Annotated in this window: 16 protein-coding genes; 11 read left to right on the top strand and 5 right to left on the bottom strand. The window is 58.1% G+C overall.

Annotated elements, in window-relative coordinates; genetic code table 11:
• Window positions 1-12: 12 nt before the first annotated feature.
• Window positions 13-327 carry a hypothetical protein gene (locus tag VUN82_09430; GenBank protein XAS74028.1) on the top strand — a complete coding sequence of 105 codons (315 nt, stop codon included), beginning with the start codon at window positions 13-15 and terminating at the stop codon, window positions 325-327.
• Window positions 328-602: 275 nt separating this feature from the next.
• On the opposite strand, the gene VUN82_09425 is transcribed toward VUN82_09430, so the two are convergent.
• Both VUN82_09425 and VUN82_09420 read right to left on the bottom strand, forming a co-directional pair.
• Window positions 603-1,547, bottom strand: coding sequence for a DUF5655 domain-containing protein (locus VUN82_09425; protein ID XAS74027.1), 945 nt, complete (start codon window positions 1,545-1,547; stop codon window positions 603-605).
• A 369-nt stretch (window positions 1,548-1,916) separates the two neighbouring features.
• Window positions 1,917-3,593, bottom strand: a complete 1,677-nt coding sequence (locus VUN82_09420) for an FG-GAP-like repeat-containing protein (protein XAS74026.1) — start codon at window positions 3,591-3,593, stop codon at window positions 1,917-1,919.
• A gap of 416 nt (window positions 3,594-4,009) precedes the next feature.
• Here VUN82_09420 and VUN82_09415 point away from each other — a divergent pair, with 416 nt between their 5' ends.
• On the top strand, window positions 4,010-4,498 hold the full coding sequence (locus tag VUN82_09415) for a hypothetical protein (GenBank protein XAS74025.1): 489 nt from the start codon (window positions 4,010-4,012) through the stop codon (window positions 4,496-4,498).
• Window positions 4,499-4,574: 76 nt separating this feature from the next.
• Here the strand turns inward: VUN82_09415 and VUN82_09410 are convergent, their stop codons facing one another.
• The gene (locus VUN82_09410) at window positions 4,575-5,120 is read right to left on the bottom strand and encodes an SHOCT domain-containing protein (protein ID XAS74024.1); all 546 of its coding nucleotides are present in this window, start codon (window positions 5,118-5,120) and stop codon (window positions 4,575-4,577) included.
• A 530-nt stretch (window positions 5,121-5,650) separates the two neighbouring features.
• Here VUN82_09410 and VUN82_09405 point away from each other — a divergent pair.
• Both VUN82_09405 and VUN82_09400 read left to right on the top strand, forming a co-directional pair.
• A complete protein-coding gene (locus VUN82_09405) occupies window positions 5,651-6,433 on the top strand; it encodes a hypothetical protein (protein XAS74023.1) in 783 nt (260 codons plus the stop codon).
• Window positions 6,434-7,341: 908 nt separating this feature from the next.
• Window positions 7,342-8,004, top strand: coding sequence for a hypothetical protein (locus VUN82_09400; protein XAS74022.1), 663 nt, complete (start codon window positions 7,342-7,344; stop codon window positions 8,002-8,004).
• A gap of 62 nt (window positions 8,005-8,066) precedes the next feature.
• Here the strand turns inward: VUN82_09400 and VUN82_09395 are convergent, their stop codons facing one another.
• Window positions 8,067-9,776 carry a hypothetical protein gene (locus VUN82_09395; GenBank protein ID XAS74021.1) on the bottom strand — a complete coding sequence of 570 codons (1,710 nt, stop codon included), beginning with the start codon at window positions 9,774-9,776 and terminating at the stop codon, window positions 8,067-8,069.
• A 24-nt stretch (window positions 9,777-9,800) separates the two neighbouring features.
• On the opposite strand from VUN82_09395, the gene VUN82_09390 reads away from it, so the two are divergent.
• The 7 genes from VUN82_09390 (at window position 9,801) to VUN82_09360 (ending at window position 14,683) form a co-directional block, all read left to right on the top strand.
• Window positions 9,801-9,965 carry a hypothetical protein gene (locus VUN82_09390; GenBank protein XAS74799.1) on the top strand — a complete coding sequence of 55 codons (165 nt, stop codon included), beginning with the start codon at window positions 9,801-9,803 and terminating at the stop codon, window positions 9,963-9,965.
• A 594-nt stretch (window positions 9,966-10,559) separates the two neighbouring features.
• Window positions 10,560-10,967, top strand: a complete 408-nt coding sequence (locus VUN82_09385; protein XAS74020.1) for a hypothetical protein — start codon at window positions 10,560-10,562, stop codon at window positions 10,965-10,967.
• Between the two features lie 48 nt (window positions 10,968-11,015).
• The gene (locus VUN82_09380) at window positions 11,016-11,216 is read left to right on the top strand and encodes a hypothetical protein (protein XAS74019.1); all 201 of its coding nucleotides are present in this window, start codon (window positions 11,016-11,018) and stop codon (window positions 11,214-11,216) included.
• Window positions 11,217-11,326: 110 nt separating this feature from the next.
• Complete coding sequence (locus VUN82_09375; protein ID XAS74018.1) at window positions 11,327-11,737, top strand: hypothetical protein; 411 nt, start codon at window positions 11,327-11,329, stop codon at window positions 11,735-11,737.
• Window positions 11,738-12,260: 523 nt separating this feature from the next.
• A complete protein-coding gene (locus VUN82_09370; GenBank protein XAS74017.1) occupies window positions 12,261-12,488 on the top strand; it encodes a hypothetical protein in 228 nt (75 codons plus the stop codon).
• Between the two features lie 440 nt (window positions 12,489-12,928).
• A complete protein-coding gene (locus tag VUN82_09365; protein ID XAS74016.1) occupies window positions 12,929-13,213 on the top strand; it encodes a hypothetical protein in 285 nt (94 codons plus the stop codon).
• A gap of 1,239 nt (window positions 13,214-14,452) precedes the next feature.
• Window positions 14,453-14,683, top strand: a complete 231-nt coding sequence (locus tag VUN82_09360; GenBank protein ID XAS74015.1) for a hypothetical protein — start codon at window positions 14,453-14,455, stop codon at window positions 14,681-14,683.
• A gap of 86 nt (window positions 14,684-14,769) precedes the next feature.
• Here the strand turns inward: VUN82_09360 and VUN82_09355 are convergent, their stop codons facing one another.
• A complete protein-coding gene (locus VUN82_09355; GenBank protein XAS74014.1) occupies window positions 14,770-15,078 on the bottom strand; it encodes an Lsr2 family protein in 309 nt (102 codons plus the stop codon).
• Between the last annotated feature and the right edge of the window lie 424 nt (window positions 15,079-15,502).

Genomic DNA, 15,502 nt, shown 5'->3' with positions numbered 1-15,502 from the left:
GAAAGGAACACCATGACCATTGCGCCTGAAACACCCACCACCAGCCACGAAGTCGCTATCCGGTTCAGCCCCGACGGGACGCCTCTGGCGATTCGCTACATGGGCCGGATTTGGATGGTCGACCGGGACATCCACACAGCACACTGGTTCGCCAGGGACGCCTGGTGCGAACACCGGAGCCGGGCCGCCGCCGACACCGGTGATCTTGTCAGCGTTGAGTACTGGCAAGTGCAGGCTAATCTGCCCAGCCACCATGCAGAACTGCATACGTTCACTCTGCGCCGCGAGCCCTTGGCTGAACACTGGCAGCTCGAGTCCATCAGCTAGTGCGAGGTGGCGTTATTAGACCAGCGTTCATGCGCGCCCTGGCGGCTGATGCCGGTCGCGCGGCCAACATCCGTCCAAGAAGCCTGCCGCATTCGCAGGCTCTGGGCCAGCTCACGATCACGTCGTCAGGTACTATCGCCTGATTGGCGCGAACTCCCCTCCCGGTTTGTAGCGGCCGGTAAAGCCCGCGGACCAACAATCCCTCTCCGGTCGAAGACACAGACAGCCGACCTTCGGGTCCGACGGCAGCACCATGGTGAGAAACACCTAAGCGGTCAGTTAGCTGCGTATGCCTGCCGTGTGAGTTCCTCCACCAGCGCCCAGTGGGCCGTGTTGCTTACTCTGAGTTCAAGGTCGCCCGTCCCGAAGTGTCCGACTTCGCTGACGTCCCTGCTAAAGCCTTCAACCAGCTCCACGGACTGGGGGTCAAGCTTCAAATACACGAGAAGGTTTCTGGAGGAGGGGTGTACCTCTACACAGGCAAAATTCTTTAGCCGGCGGAAAGCGAAGTAGAGGGACCGCTCGTTCCTAACTACGTCATCGCCGAGCGAGAGCGCGAAGGCCTCAAACTTTTCATATAAGCCAGCCAACTGCGGATCAGCCTGCGCGAGCAATTCGGCCACAGTCTTGGATCGAGATGTCCTTTTGTCCGGGCGCACAGCAGCAACAGCGCCTGCATCCTTCGACAGTTTCCGTGTGGTTGCTGTTGGCTCTGTCGAAACCGAGGTCACCAGTTCAATAGCCAGAAGGTCAGAACCGAAGTCTCGATACCGGACCAGTTCAACGTTCCTATCAATCTGTCTGACTGCATATTCGTCATAGCGTGTGAAGTCGTTGGCAACACAAATGAGACGAGGCGCTGACCAGTCAATGCTGTCCGCTATTGCTTGCCCAAGTCTGGAAGCGACTAGGATCTGAAATTCGCCTTTGTGATCCATGAGCCAGTCCAAGTAGAAGAGCCCCTGATTAATAACGTTCTCATTGGACGTCCTCTTGTACTCGAAAATGACTGGAGACCCGTTTTCGTCCAGGCCCAAAGAGTCGATTCTCCCTCGATGAACTTTTCCTGTTGAATACTCTGTGGCCAGGTACCGCACACCGAAGGTGACCTCCATGTTCTCTTCAATGAGTGTTTGGAGGTTTCGTTCGAGCGCGAAACTCCGCGATGGAAGCTCTGATGCTCGACCACCCTCTATACGAAACAGTTTAAGATCAGCCACGAATCAACTCTTCCATCCCGACAGCCGTAACCAAGGCAGCGCCACGAGACCTGTCCCATTTTCCTAGTTGTGGAACACTGCGCTGGCCCGTCAGTATTGTGCCCCGGCGAGTCCCACACCTATTAGATGCCCTGACGTGTCCCCTGCCCCCGCCTCAACACCCAGCAACCCTGAGGACGGTGCGATGTGGGCTCGTCATTCGTGCTTCCATCCGCCGTAGGGGAACGTCGCCGCTTTACATTTGCCTGTTTTCATTGACTCTCCAGACCGATCGGTTGGGACACCATTGGATTGGGCGCTCATGATCCCTGACCATTCCACTATCGCTTGCCTACGCCCGGACAGGTTCGCGGAATGTAAGGAACGGCCCTAGACAATGGCGTTCATGACGTTCCAGCCCTGTCCTACCTGGACTCGTGGCATCCAGCCGTAGTCACCGGCTTCCGGATAGAGCCACAGCAAGCCGTCATTATCCCTTGCCAGTACGTCCGGCCTACCGTCGCCGTTGAAGTCACCGGGGACTGTGATGGCGTTCATGGTGTTCCAGCCCTGCCCCGACTGGAACCGCGGAAGCCAACCGCCGGCACCGTCGCCCGGGTACACCCACAGGAAGCCCTCGGCATCCCGGGCCAGGACATCAGGTTCCTCGTCCGCGTTCAGGTCACCGGCACCAAGGACCGTCGTCATGCCATTCCAGCCCTGACCGACCTTGATCCTGGAGAACCAGCCGCCGGCCCCGTCGCCGGGATATAACCACAGCACACCGCCGGGGTCCCGCGCCAGGACATCGGGGAAGCCATCGCCGTCGAAGTCCCCCGCACCGAAAAGAGCCGTCATCGACTGCCAGCCTTGCCCGGCCTGAACACGTGGAAGCCAGCCGCCATCCCCATCCCCCGGATACAACCACAACAACCCGGCAGAGTCCCGGGCCAGCACATCGGCCCGGCCATCGGTGTTAAAGTCACCACCGGCGATGATGGCGGTCATCGCATTCCAACCCTGGCCAACACGTTCAGGGGCCAACCACCCGCTGGAACCATTTGTGGGGTACAGCCAAAGCACGCCATTACCGTCACGAGCCAGCACGTCAGTTCGACCGTCGGAGCTGAAGTCCCGATTTGAAGGGTCCCGGATGACGGCCACTGCGCCGACCGGCGAGGGGACATAGACAGAGTGTGAAACCGGATCCACCACGGGTCGACCTGGCTTGTGGAACGAAACAACAGAGGACACCGCGCTGCCATGAATTACGGACACCGTGTGGAGCCCGGGACTTGTCACGTACGCCGTGTGGGTTGAAGAATCCACCGCAACATCCTGGGGAAAGGGAACATCAATCGTCCGCACCACTGCCGCGCCGTTGATCACCACGACTTTCCTGAGGAACTCACTCGGCACATAGACGTCATGGGTTACCGAATCGACAGCAATCGACCAACCGCTGGCCGCCGGGATGGTTTTCGTGACGGCGCCATCGACAATGACCGAAACCGCGCCCTTGGAATAATTCCCTGCATACACGGCGTGCGTGGAGGTGTCCACGGCGATCGACCACACGTATCCTTCATCCTTCAAGGCGATCGTGCCAGTGACTTTATCGCCCTCAATGACGGTCACACCAACCATTCCGTTGGCGATGTAGACCTTTCCGGCACCGGGGTCCAGTGCCAGATCCTGAGACCCCTCAGGAACCGGAATGGTGGCCGTCACTGTTGTTCCGTTGATGACCGCGACAGTGTTGTGTGTTGAGTCGAGGGCGTACAGCGTGTGCGTCAGAGGGTTTACCGACATGGTCTTTGCAGCCACGGCGATCTTGCCCACCGGGACGCAGTCCTTCACAACGGAGATAGCTCCGTCTGCTCCCACAAAGAGAGTCCGTGTCGTCGGGTCATAGGCAACCGCGTACGCGGAGTCGCCAACCTCGAGCCAGTCGCTCACCTCGGGAGCTGCCACAGCGACGTTATCGCCCCAGGCAGCAGCGACAACGAAAGATAGAGTGATAACGAGAGCGATGCTGATACGAGCCAGATGCCTAGCCAACATCATGCGACATCACTCCCCCAAGTATTTCGCACCGATTCATCCTGCTCAGACAATATGTCCGGACCCGCTGTCCGGCAAGCCGTTTGGACATGCATCAGGGAAACATCAGTGTCTACGCCAGTTTCCGACCACCCCGTCCCTAGTGGTAACTAAGCCGTCGTCCTCGACATCAGCCGCGTCAAACCCCGGCGCTGCCCTCCGACCTGCCAACCTACGCGCGGTACCGTCTGGACAACCTGGAACTATTTTGAGGCACGAAGGCTTCGCATATTTAACGCAATCAGGTAGCAGCGGCTGGGCGCTCGGCTGACCAGTAAGGCCCCTTCAGCGACTCTCGGCTGGCGGCGAGATGGATAATCCTCGTCCTTGCCACCTGTACCCTCTTGGGCTCCCGGTGGGACTCAAGCTACGCTGGTGGGGTGCGGATCGACGGCGTAAGACTCTGGGCGCTGCTGTACGAGTTGGACGATCCAGCGCACCTGGAGATGCCGCAAGGATTCGACTGGGAAGCCGCCCGCCGACAGTTCGACGGCCTCGTCGCCCGGTTCAACTCCGCTTTTCAGACCACGTGCGCGACGGATCGGAGCATCGAAGATGCCTCCTATCACGCCGAGGTCACCGTTCCTTCCGACGCAACCGCCACAGGAGCCGATCTCGTCGTCCGGGTCTCGAACTTCGGCAATCTCGCCGTGCTGGCGCTTGAGAACCCGGGAGCTTATGACCAAGAGGAGTTCGACGCGCTCGTTCACGTGAGTGACCTGACACGCATCTTCGAATGCCTCGACGAGGGCGATTACATCCTCGTTCCGGAAGAGCCGCTTTGGGCGCCGTACGACGGCCGTGTCCCCGCTTCGGTGTTCCTGCAAAGCAAGCCGAGCTGGTGGATCAGGTACTTCGACTACCTATAGGCGGCCACGACGACACGCGCAAGAGTCCCAAGTCCGCCGCAGTCAGCCCTTTGTCCTGGACGGTTCGGCGCTACCTCTAAAGCCTTCCCAAAAGCTCCGTCTTCTTGCTTTCAAATTCTGCTTCAGTGATGATACCCGCAGCCTTCAATTCCCCGAGTTTCGTCAGTTGCTCCATCACATCGCCCTGGGCCACTGGGGCAGCGGCGGGAGCCCGTGGTGCAGGAGCCTGGGGTGCGGGAGCGCTGTCGTTGGACTGTTGTGTCGGATGTGTACCAAGGATGAGCTGAGTAAGAACCTCTTTCACCTTCGCAGCTTCGGAATGCGAGACACGGAAATCCACTGTGTTGCCGGAAGTAATGACAGAAACTTTGCTGTTCAGCAAGCCGTCCCGGGACGTGGTCACACTGGACATGCTTTTGACTGGGATCATTTCTGTCCCGGACTTACCGTTTTTGAAGCCCGTTGCAAGCAAAGACACACCTGCCGTGAGTACTCCTGCTGTGAGCTTTCCGCTGGATACTCCGCGGGGCTTTATCCATTCAATCCTGTCCTTATACACCGACACCTTGGCGTTTTTCCCGTCAATGTGCGAGGTAAAAGTGAAAAATGGCTGTGTTTCCAATTTCGTTCCCTCCCTGTTCCGCTAACGGCGTTGTCAGCGATCCTCCTCAGCGATCCTCCTCCGAGCCAGGAGAACTCAGCCTCCTGGCGAGGATCTTAGCAATATGGCGACCGGAAAGCAGGAGCCGTGGCTATGCAGGCCACGGGACTCCTTCCTTCCTTGGACGATGAACCCTACGGATGTCTCATGGCCAGAATGACTCCCAAGGAAGCTACTGCCGTCAATGTGCTCCTGGGCACTTTGCAGGTCGGTCCGAACAACCACCTGCAGAGATCGTGCGGTCGCTCGAAACGCTCGCCAACCGAGCCCATAATCGTTTGCAGGCAGGATGGAATGAAACCGCGGTGCGGCAACAGTGGCCCTATGCCTTTCAATTGGAGACTGACCAAAGCAACGAACAGGCAACTGAACAAGCACCAGCTCCTCCTGAGGCTGATTAGATCAGCATCGACGGCACGCCCTCCAGACATTCCTCCGGCAAACGTCGCGGACCCTCGCCTTTGTTTGGCCTTGACCTGTAGGGTCACCCCATGGACCTCGCATCGCCCCAATTTCCAGCCTCCGTCATCGGCCGGCTCGTCGATGAGCTGTCCTGGGAAGGCAGGAAAATCCGCAGGCTAAGGAACGGCGGTAGAGGAGATGAGAATGTCCTCACCGCCGAGGCACTGCTCTTGCTCTCCTACCTTCCCCGGGAAGCGTTTCTCGGCGGCGTCCTGGCAGCTGCCCATGGGGCTGACCAGGTGCGGTCTCGGATTGGCGCTGGTTCGGAGGAAGCAACGCTGCAAATGTTCCCCACCGAGATCAAAATCCCGGACACCAGCATAGGTGTACAAGCCGATGCTGCGATCTGGCAGGAGCACTCGACAGTGCTGGTTGAGGCAAAAGGTCCGCGGGCAGGTGCGCAATTCCAGAAGACCCAGCTTGCACGCGAGTTCCTGGCCCTCATGGCTGATCCAAAGGAGCATAATCTCCTCCTGGTCATCCTGGGCTCCCCTCCACCCGTCCGGATCCAGTCCTCAGGTCGCGTTGGGCTTAATGACGGCGTCGCTGTTGGACTCGAAGAACTCTGCGCCCTCAGCGGACGACCGGCCGAGGACTATGAGCGCCTGCGCCAGTTGATTCCAGAAACGGTGAGCTGGATAACCTGGCAGGAAATCAGGGACGTCGTCGCGGCCACAGCCGCTGATTTCAACTGCCCTGATCCCAGCGTCTCCAACACAGTGCAAAGGCTCGCCGGGGACTTCGTGAAAACTATCGACTGGCACTGCGGCATCGGGACTCTAAAAAGCCCGAACCCGGTAAGCCAGGCATAGCCTGGCCCCTCAAGAGCGCCCAACGAAGCGATGCCCGCTCACTGGTGGATCACCTCGCAGGGATCAAGCCCAAGCGCCCGGAGATCGTTCGCGACCCTTGCCACAGATTCGGTGCAACCCAGCTCAATCGCCTTCCAATCGAGGCGGCTGATTGATCCTGCGGGAGCGATTCGCACAGGATCAGGTGCGCGTCTTCGGCGCCACAACATTCAGGGAATTCAGGCGGTTCGTGGTTCTCGGCCGACGCACCCCGCCTCACAAAAATTAACGATCCGGGGGACATGCGACTTGCCGACGCTTCGTTGCGGAAATGAATGAGTCGAGTTCTTGGCTCTCAAACAAGGAGAGCGCCCTAACTGTCCAAGGCGAGGGGCGCTCTGGAAACATACCGGGTCACTGGTGTGCTTCTGTCCTCATCGTATGAACCTTGGTTTGGTCTATTCAAGCGTTCACTGGTGTGGCGGGCAGGCCAGTCTCAAAAGATTGGTGGGCTGCCATGGCTTCCAAACCCAGGCACTGTGCCTTGCGTCTTCCTCGTCCTAAGTGGGTTGTACAAGCAATGGACATCTTGGAGAGGGCAGTGGTTGCTGTTCTTGCAGCGGGATTGGGCTCGACGGTCCTTGCCTTCTTGCACTGGCTGTGGCCCTGGCGACAGCTATGATCCAATCTGTGGAGAAACTGTACGAAGAGACCGGCCTTATCTTCCATATGTTCCACGAGTTCATTGCCGCCACTTCTTCAAGCGAAGCTTGCCAGCATTGAGCTAGTTTTTCCCCGGATTGCGCAGGATTGGCCAAGGATTACCTCCCGAGCCTCACGCGCAGGCCCGTCTCTCTGTAACCATGGTCAAGGGCGGGTTAGCGTCCCGAACTTTTCAACTGCGGTGGCGGCGTGGAATTGGGGCATTCATGGACGAGGTTCAAGGACCGAATTTGCGTGACGTGCGGCAGGATCCGAGGCCGAGGAAACGCAATCGCAACGTCATCATCTCGTCCATCGCGGCATTGGTGTTGACCCTGAGTGGCGCATTTGTTTGGAATGTCACTGTTACGGCCCGGGAGGCCGAGCAAGCGGCAGCGGGTGCTGCCTCAGCATCAGCATCAGCATCAGCATCAGCATCAGCATCATCGCAGGCTTCTGCGGCGGCAGCGTCCAAAAAGGCAGCCGAGGACGCCGCATTCTTTGCGTCGGAACGCGCAAGAATGGCCGCTGAGAAAGCAGCACAGGCGCAAGAAGCCGAGCGACTGAGGGCGGAGAGCGAAGAGAAGCAAATGAAAGCTCAAGGCTGGAATCCCGCGGGCAACCAAATGTACTTCCAATATCTCGACGATTCAAAATTTAGCTGCGGAAGGTGGAAGTGCACATATGTTGACGTCGTGTCCATGGCTCCTAACGGCTGCCCTGGCGGGATTTATGTGGCGGTCAGCATTGACAGAGGCGCGGGGTCCATAGGTTCAACGAATGACATTACGGCGGGGTTGCCGCAAGGCAAGCCCGCCCGCGTGAAGCTGGAAGACATAACTAACCAAGGTGACGGGTTTCAAATAACGAAAATGAACTGTCATGCATGAGGCAAAACGATGGATTCTGGATCACAATATCGGTATGCGAACCTGTGGAAAACACTTCGTAGTTACCACCAACCAGATCCCCGCTTGCTGGGAATGATGCAGCCCCCGTCGGCATGGATGCCTTCCTTGTCGTCCTCGAATATGCCACCGCAGTCAGTGCAATAGAAGCGAAAACCGTTGGGGCTGGCCCGGTATCGGGGGTTGTCCCTGATGGTCTGCATGCGAGCTGTTTGAGCTTCCTTGGCTGCCAGTCGTTCGGCGATGTCCCTGCCGCCGCGGGCCTCCAACATCCAGAGCGGCTTACTCTTCGGTCCAAGTAACCGTGGGTTTACCTCGTCGTTAGTCTGCTGGATAGGCGCGCGCGATGGTTCTTCCGGGGGCGTGGGTCTATGAATTCCCTGTTCCGAGGGAAGTGCCTCCTGCACTACCGGCGGCCTGCCCGAGCGGTTCAGAATGCCCGCCGCTATGAGCGACCATTTTGTACGCGGGAGCGCTGCCACCAAACGCTCCCTGATGATCTCTTTGCACTCAGGGCATGCGAAGCCTTGACGTTTCCCGAGGCCCTTAAATCGAACAATGTCGGCCTTTGGAAGACCATGGCCTTCCTTTTCCAGCCATGTGCTCACACGCGCGCAGACATTCTGGTAGTTTTCCCGATCAAGTTGGTAGGGGCGGGAATTGACTGCGTACGGTGGCTCAACGAGGCGCCAAATCAACATCGAATGACCGTTGCCCGGACACTTCACCACGCTGGCCCAGATGTTCATTCCAGCCACGATTGCCGGCGTGCTGATGATGTCCGGCGGAACTGCCAGGCTCACGAACTCCGCCGCGTGCCGGGCATTTCGGCGGAGGGTCTCCTCGTCGGCAAGCAGCTTCGCAGTCAGGGCGGCCGCCGCACTCAATTTCGCGGTCTCTGCATCCTGCGCCCGTTTCATATCTTCTTGTGCCAGGAGCTCCTGTTGCCTCGTTGGTGTGCCGTGCGCCCAGCGGAACGAGGGATGCAGCACGTGGTCCACGACGCTCCCCACCCGCGCTATAGCATGGACCATCGGCTGGTACGCCGATGCTTCCATGAGCGCTGCCGGGTCATCCGGCAGATCGTTGCTCTTACCGAAGTTGGTGACGATCGTGGGCAGCTTCACACGAATCCAATCAACGTTCCCGGGGACCACCCACACAGGGCCGACACGATCGTCAATGTAGCGCTGGGACCGAAAGATATACTCGTCCTCGCTCTGTGCGGAGAGCTGGACCTCAAAAGCGAGCCTTTTGCCCGAGACATGAAAGGCCATGACGTCCGCGATCCATAGTCGCTCCGGATGGGCATGCTCGACCTCCGCGCGCCAGCCGGGAACAGCGTCAATCCTGTCCTTCAGCGCCCGCTTCATTGCCAGATGCTGAGCCGACTCCGACTTGTGCTCGAAGCCGCATTCAACGTCCGGATAGTGCTTGAAGAACTGTCGCCCCTTGCGTGTTACCCGGCTTGCCCGCAGTCCGCACTCCAGCAGGACAAGGGATTCATACAGCGGATGATTCACCAGCCCCCGCCAATGGTCATGGGCCATCTGCGTTGCATCGATCCGTTCACCGTTCAGGTACGCCACCAACTGCACTGAAGCCCCCAAATTCAGCTGCACATTCCTGGCGGCCAATCTACCGCCTCGCATATTCAGGTACCACCCATCCAGGGTCCTAATACGGCGCAGGTTCCACCCATCCACGGCAGCTTCCGTTCCAGTGGCCCGCCCACCGCCAGGGCTGAGAGCCACTCAGAGGCCGCCTAAAATGTGAACGTGATGGTAACCCTGACCATAGAAGCCCCCGACGGTACCCCGGACCATGTCAGCGCCGAAGGCAGGACACATGACGAAGCCAAAGCAACCGCGGAGGCTTTGGTTCCCGAAGGCTTCAAAATACTCGTCATCCGGACAAGCGACAGCCTGGATCCGCAGCCGTAAGCACGACCCACAGCTTCAGCAACTGATCCGGCTCAAGTGCGAGCTGGCCTGAACAGGCCTTCGCCGGCCATTTGTTCAAGTTGATGTTGGTAATCCGCACCCATAGCGTTGAGGCGGAAGCCCGTCGGTCCCCCATCGGCGGGCTTCTTCGATGTCCGCAGGCAGCCTGACCGACAACGCGACCGTTCGCGGAGAAAGCCTCAGGGCTGAGTGAGCTGCAGACAGCCTCGCTGTCAATCCGGGAATACCAATTTTCAGAAATTGTCGTGCGTCGTCAATTCCCACCCACATGGGCAACTTACTCGCCCAACACTGGCCCTATTGATCCGGTTGTCGCTAATGACCCGTCCAACACGTTCGGATGCCGTTTGGCAGCCATCTCTTGGTTCCTCAGACCCCTCGCTATTGCTCGAATACCCTCGGTGGGAGCCCACGTGGCTAGAGTGATTCAATCGGGAGCAACCGTCCAGGGATGGGTGGCCACCGGCAACACATTGGCATTCTCAAGCGCCATCGGAGGTGGTTTGTGCTACGCCAAACTATGATCGACCCAAGCTCATGGTGTCTGCGGGAATCTTATCGGGGCGGTGCTTCATGAAAAAGTGGACAGATCTTCCGGGCCTACGCCGTGCCATGGCTATCACCATGGCCGTGCTGGCTCTGGGCGCAATTGCGTTGCTGATCGATTCAGCGGTTCATCCGCGAAGCCAAATGGACGCCTTTCTCGCTATAGGACTCATCACAACTGGAATCATTACTCTCTTCCGGGCCTGGCAACTGGGCGGTCAGCGGCCCGATGGTGAGTTCGTTCCGAGCCCGAAGCCATGGAAACGTGTCCTTTTCCTCCTGCTACTTCCCCTCACGGGTGCAGCGGCCCTAAGCCTCTTTGTGGCCGGACTGTCAATAGGCATTATTGCCGTATTCCTGCTGCTGACAGCAAACCTAATCATGGTGCTGCTCTTTGACTTCAAGGTGGCATCCCACGCAGCTGACTTGAGGTAATCGTGGACATCGAGTAATGGAGGGTCCGCGGATTGAACGACCGACCGCATGGGACGCACCACGGGCTACAGCTACGACGCCCTGGGCAGGAAAACAGGTACCACCCGCCCGGACGCTACCGTTACAGCGACCGGCTACGACGCTGATGGCAACACAATTTCCCAGACCGACCAGGCATCCCACGTCACCAACTACGCCTACGACTCCAGCAATCGTCTGACGTCATCGACGGACGCGCTCAACCGCTAACCAGCTACGCCTACGACGCAGCGGGTCAGCTGACTGGCAAGACCGACGCTTCCAACAGGACGACCACAGTTTCCATATGATGCCTTCAACTACGTGCGGAAGTATTGCTAATGATTCGCGTATTGATGTACGTGTACCTCTTGTTGTTCGGCTATGGCCTGAGTTGGGGCGGGCGACACCGCATGGCTATCAAACCAGGCGCGAAGGGCGAGATTGGCTTCGAGGCGGTGCACCTTGCATTCCTGGTCGCCGCCGCAGCCATCGTTTTTGCACTGCCTCCGATGACATCCTTCCGCGGTCTTCCGGCCTTGGCTTATGCCGCCTTCGCCGCGCTACTCGTCTCTCTCGTTACGTACGGTCTAAAACCGTTGCGGCGCGAGCATCCAAGTCGGAAAAGCATGGATGAGTCGCCAACATCCAAGGTGGTTTCAAAGAAGTGGCCACAGTCGGTTGCGTGGGGAGTCGGACACGGTCTCGCTCTTCTTTATCTAGCTTCGATCGCGCAATACATGTTCGGTTGACCCAGGGAGCGGGTGCACGGAAAGATCGGCTTATCCGAAGCGACCATGCCGTCGGGGTGCTCCTCTCGTCTCAAGAGCTGGGTTCCGCCGGGAGGCGGTTGGTCGGGGCTAGGATCAATCATGGCAACACGACGTGAACGAATTCGGAGATCGATCGCCAGCTGTTTCGTTGGATGGGCGATCGGGTTCATGCTCGCGCTTCTGTTCACTGGATTCCGTTTTACTGAAGCTCTGGGCATTTGGCTGTGGATAGCCCCTATAGGCGTTGCCCTAACGGTCATCTACATCCGCAGAGACCTTAGGGGCGACTGGACTAATTCGAGCCATGCCCGCGGCGAAGAAAGTGCCCCTTAGAACCTGGAGGGCCAGTCAACGATTCCGATCCTTACCTAAATATCGATCCTTTCAAGGTGTTCAAATGACGTACGTGTTCAGAGGCGGCCTAGTAAGACCGGGCGCACTGACTAGAATTCTTGGACCTTGGGTCGTGCTGAAGTTACACCCGACGCACTTGGAATTCTGCATGAGATTCCGTTGGCTCGCGCGTGTTTTCGGCCCGTGGCGGCTCGAGCGTTCCGTCATCCGCGACGTCTACCCAGGCCGTCCGAACGCGCTTTCACCATGGGGGCGGGTGAACTTCCTCGGCGAGGAGATCATGCCGTGGTCGTTTCTGACCCAGTGGCCACTGGACGTGCTTGAAGCTGCCGACAAGCTTGGCTATCCGGTTCGATATGACGACCGAATCCAATGATGGTGCGTTGACCACCCGTGCGTGGAAATCGCGGATGTTCCCATGCCCTCGGAGTGCTCGGCTCTTGTGGATTCGGACTGCAAACGGCAGTCTTCAAGATAATGCTTCCGGGCCCCGCACGGATTGGGCTTGTGGGCATTGGGTTCGCGTTCCTCGGCTGTCTCTTTCCGGCCTAGACACGGACAAATGAATCATGGCATCAGCCCAAAAGGGGGGAACGGGAGTGAGCAAGAATTTGATATTGTCTTGGCCTCAAAATATCTTCCTGCCGGTAACTGCCGGGACAATCATGCCGTCCAAAACCCGGGGCCCTTGGCGCTACGCGTTTGCCGGAGCTCTTATCGCGCCAACTGTTGCTCGACTTGTTTACAAGCTCCGAGCACGAAGAGCTACTCGCAACGGCGACGATGACGAGGCCATCTGACAAGAAAGGAGCTCGCATGAGGAACCGTTCGAGCAAAGCGACTTGGAACGCTGTCCTTTCGATGTTCGGTCCTTACTTCATCGCCAACCTCATCATGCTGGTCGCGATAATCTTCTTCTGGGTCACACAGCCAAAAATCAATGACCCCTCCACATATTGGTCCATCGCATTAGTGGGCCTGCTCTTGCTTGCGGCGGCTCTTTTTGTGGTCAAGGGCGCTCGGGGACTACAGCGAGTGAACGCGGAGGCAAGGGAGGACCGTCGGCGACACGCAGCAGGTCTTCCCCTGGAACGCGAATAGCCCGAACCGCCGGAAACGAGATCAGCAGACGGAGATCGTCACTGGCTAGGTCGACGAGCTTTTGATGCGGGTCCGTTGTTCTGGAGCCGCTGGAGGCCTTGTATCAGGTGCCTACTTTGGCATAAGCATTGGATGTCCGGGTCCGGAGGGCTAAATGACAAAACGTGAAATCATCGGATCGGGCTTAGGCCTGATCATCACCATCGGAGTAACAGTACTGGTGATGTCCTTCCTGATTCCGCCCAGCCACCCAAATTTTGCCCCAATGGTAGGAACGATTGTGACGGTTTTCGTTCTCGTCGAGGTAGCCCGGAATGTTTGGATTTATAGAAGAAGACACAGGAACAGTGGCCAATAACCTGGCTTCGATCAAGGTGGTCAAATGACGTACATGTTCAAAGGCGGCTTGGAGAGACCCGGGAAATTGATAAGGATCCTGGGTCCTTGGGTTCTGCTGACCCTGGATGACTCACACATTGAATTCAGGATGAGATTTCGTTGGCTCGCGCGTTTTGCCGGGCCGTGGCGGGTCGAGCGGTCCGCCATCCGTGAGGTGTACCTAGGCCGTTTGAACGTCATGGCGCCCCCGCAGGTGGAATTCCTCGCAGAGGAGAACATGCCCTGGACGTTTCCTTCCCGATCGCCAGACGCCGTTCTTGAAGCTGCTGAAAAGCTTGGCTACCCGGTTCGATATGACGACCGAATGCCGTGACATTGTCGTTGACCACCAGAGGGTAGGCTCGCGAAGAGAAAAACCAAGCCCCATTGCTGTTCATAGCCAACCTGATGCCAATGCTCGTCTTCGAAGCCGGGCCCAGGCCTGAGTAGGTGACTCGTTCGGTCACAACAACGACCCTCACGAAAGGGGTAAACAATGATCGGTCCGATTCTGATGGGAGCCACGCTTATCGTCATGGGCCTTACGGGGTATGCCATATCCACCACGCTTGCAAGGTGGGGTGCAAACTGGCATTGGACACTCCGAGACGAACAAAAGCCCGCATATGCGAGTAGGAATCGGCAAACGCTTAGGATCGGGGCGATCTGCTTCATGGCGCTGGGTGGCGCCCTGATAATCATGGGCCTTCTTACTGCCCTTGTGACCGGTCGCTGGGGCTGGAGCTACCTAGCCGTCTGATCATCATCCTCGGTTTACATCGCACCGGGGGTACATCGCACCGGGGGTACATCGCACCAGGAGCCAGGCAACTGCCACAAAATCCACCAAGAGAAATAACAATGGCATCTGGAGCAATATTTGGCCTGGCCCTGATAGGAGCAGGCCTGCTAATGATGACCCTCGCCACACCCCTGACCAACGCCGCTGCAAACACTCAAGCCTACTTCCGACCCAACCTGGACAAGCCTGCTTTCAAACGTCGAAACCTCAAGGTGCTGCGCGTCATTTTCGGGGCCTGGATTGTCCTGGGAATTGTCGTAGCCCTCGTCGCTTGGATCTCAGGGCCGTGATGATCGGTCTGCAGCACCCTGGTGATCAAGGCAAGTTCGCACCATGAGGATTTCGCCGGGACGAAGCAACCTGAAGGCCTCCCCGGCTAGCTCCTACTCCTGTAAAGCTCCACGACTTTGCGGCTAACGGCTCCCCTGGAGGCGACATGGATGCCGTTTTCTTTGGCCCAAGCCCGCACCTTCTCATTCTCTGGTTGCGGAGATCGTGTCTTCCGCGTCCCTTTCACGCCGCGGGCTGCGGCAGCGTAGGGACCCAGGGCTGACCGCAGCTGCTCGGCATGCGCATCGCTGAGGTCGATTTCGTACGAAGTTCCCTCAACGGAGAAGGAAACTGTCTGGTGGGCTTCAGTTCCATCCAGATCGTCGTGGAAGGTGATTATTGTTTTCGTAGCCACCCTCAGACAGTACCCCGGGAAATAGCTGGTTTTGAAGCAATTATGCTCGAATTGCAACAAGGAATTTTAGATGGGTGGAGACCATCCCAGCGTCCGCATTTCCCCTTACGGCTACAGTGTGTTCCGCCTCGCAATCCTGACGCGAAAAGCAGCAATGAATATGACGCGCAAGGACGAATTGTCTTATTTACTCCGTGAATGCCCAACTGCCCAGCTTGTGCAGCAGACTTTGCTTATGACTACGTGCAACTCCCCTGCCCGCCCAAAGCTCCACACAGCCCTGGCGAGCAGGTTCAGTCCTGTCCGGTTCGATCCTCTTGTAGTGATCACGCCACCCCAACTCGACACCATGCTCGATGCAGCCCGTAAGGCACCGTGCGCAGGCAACTCCCAACCTGAATGTTTATCGCCGGGCTACGAGGGG

This window comes from Micrococcaceae bacterium Sec5.1, from assembly GCA_039636795.1.
In the GTDB taxonomy this organism is placed as follows: Bacteria; Actinomycetota; Actinomycetes; order Actinomycetales; family Micrococcaceae; genus Arthrobacter.
Note: the sequence above shows the minus strand (reverse complement) of the source record. Positions and strands in the feature narration are given on the sequence as shown.

Excerpts from the sequence above, each read along its gene's own strand:
- VUN82_09430 (XAS74028.1), top strand. The coding sequence starts at position 13 with ATGACCATTGCGCCTGAAACACCCACCACCAGCCACGAAGTCGCTATC.
- VUN82_09420 (XAS74026.1), bottom strand. The coding sequence starts at position 3,593 with ATGATGTTGGCTAGGCATCTGGCTCGTATCAGCATCGCTCTCGTTATC.
- VUN82_09405 (XAS74023.1), top strand. The coding sequence starts at position 5,651 with ATGGACCTCGCATCGCCCCAATTTCCAGCCTCCGTCATCGGCCGGCTC.
- VUN82_09400 (XAS74022.1), top strand. The coding sequence starts at position 7,342 with ATGGACGAGGTTCAAGGACCGAATTTGCGTGACGTGCGGCAGGATCCG.
- VUN82_09385 (XAS74020.1), top strand. The coding sequence starts at position 10,560 with ATGAAAAAGTGGACAGATCTTCCGGGCCTACGCCGTGCCATGGCTATC.
- VUN82_09380 (XAS74019.1), top strand. The coding sequence starts at position 11,016 with ATGGGACGCACCACGGGCTACAGCTACGACGCCCTGGGCAGGAAAACA.
- VUN82_09375 (XAS74018.1), top strand. The coding sequence starts at position 11,327 with ATGATTCGCGTATTGATGTACGTGTACCTCTTGTTGTTCGGCTATGGC.
- VUN82_09370 (XAS74017.1), top strand. The coding sequence starts at position 12,261 with ATGAGATTCCGTTGGCTCGCGCGTGTTTTCGGCCCGTGGCGGCTCGAG.
- VUN82_09365 (XAS74016.1), top strand. The coding sequence starts at position 12,929 with ATGAGGAACCGTTCGAGCAAAGCGACTTGGAACGCTGTCCTTTCGATG.
- VUN82_09360 (XAS74015.1), top strand. The coding sequence starts at position 14,453 with ATGGCATCTGGAGCAATATTTGGCCTGGCCCTGATAGGAGCAGGCCTG.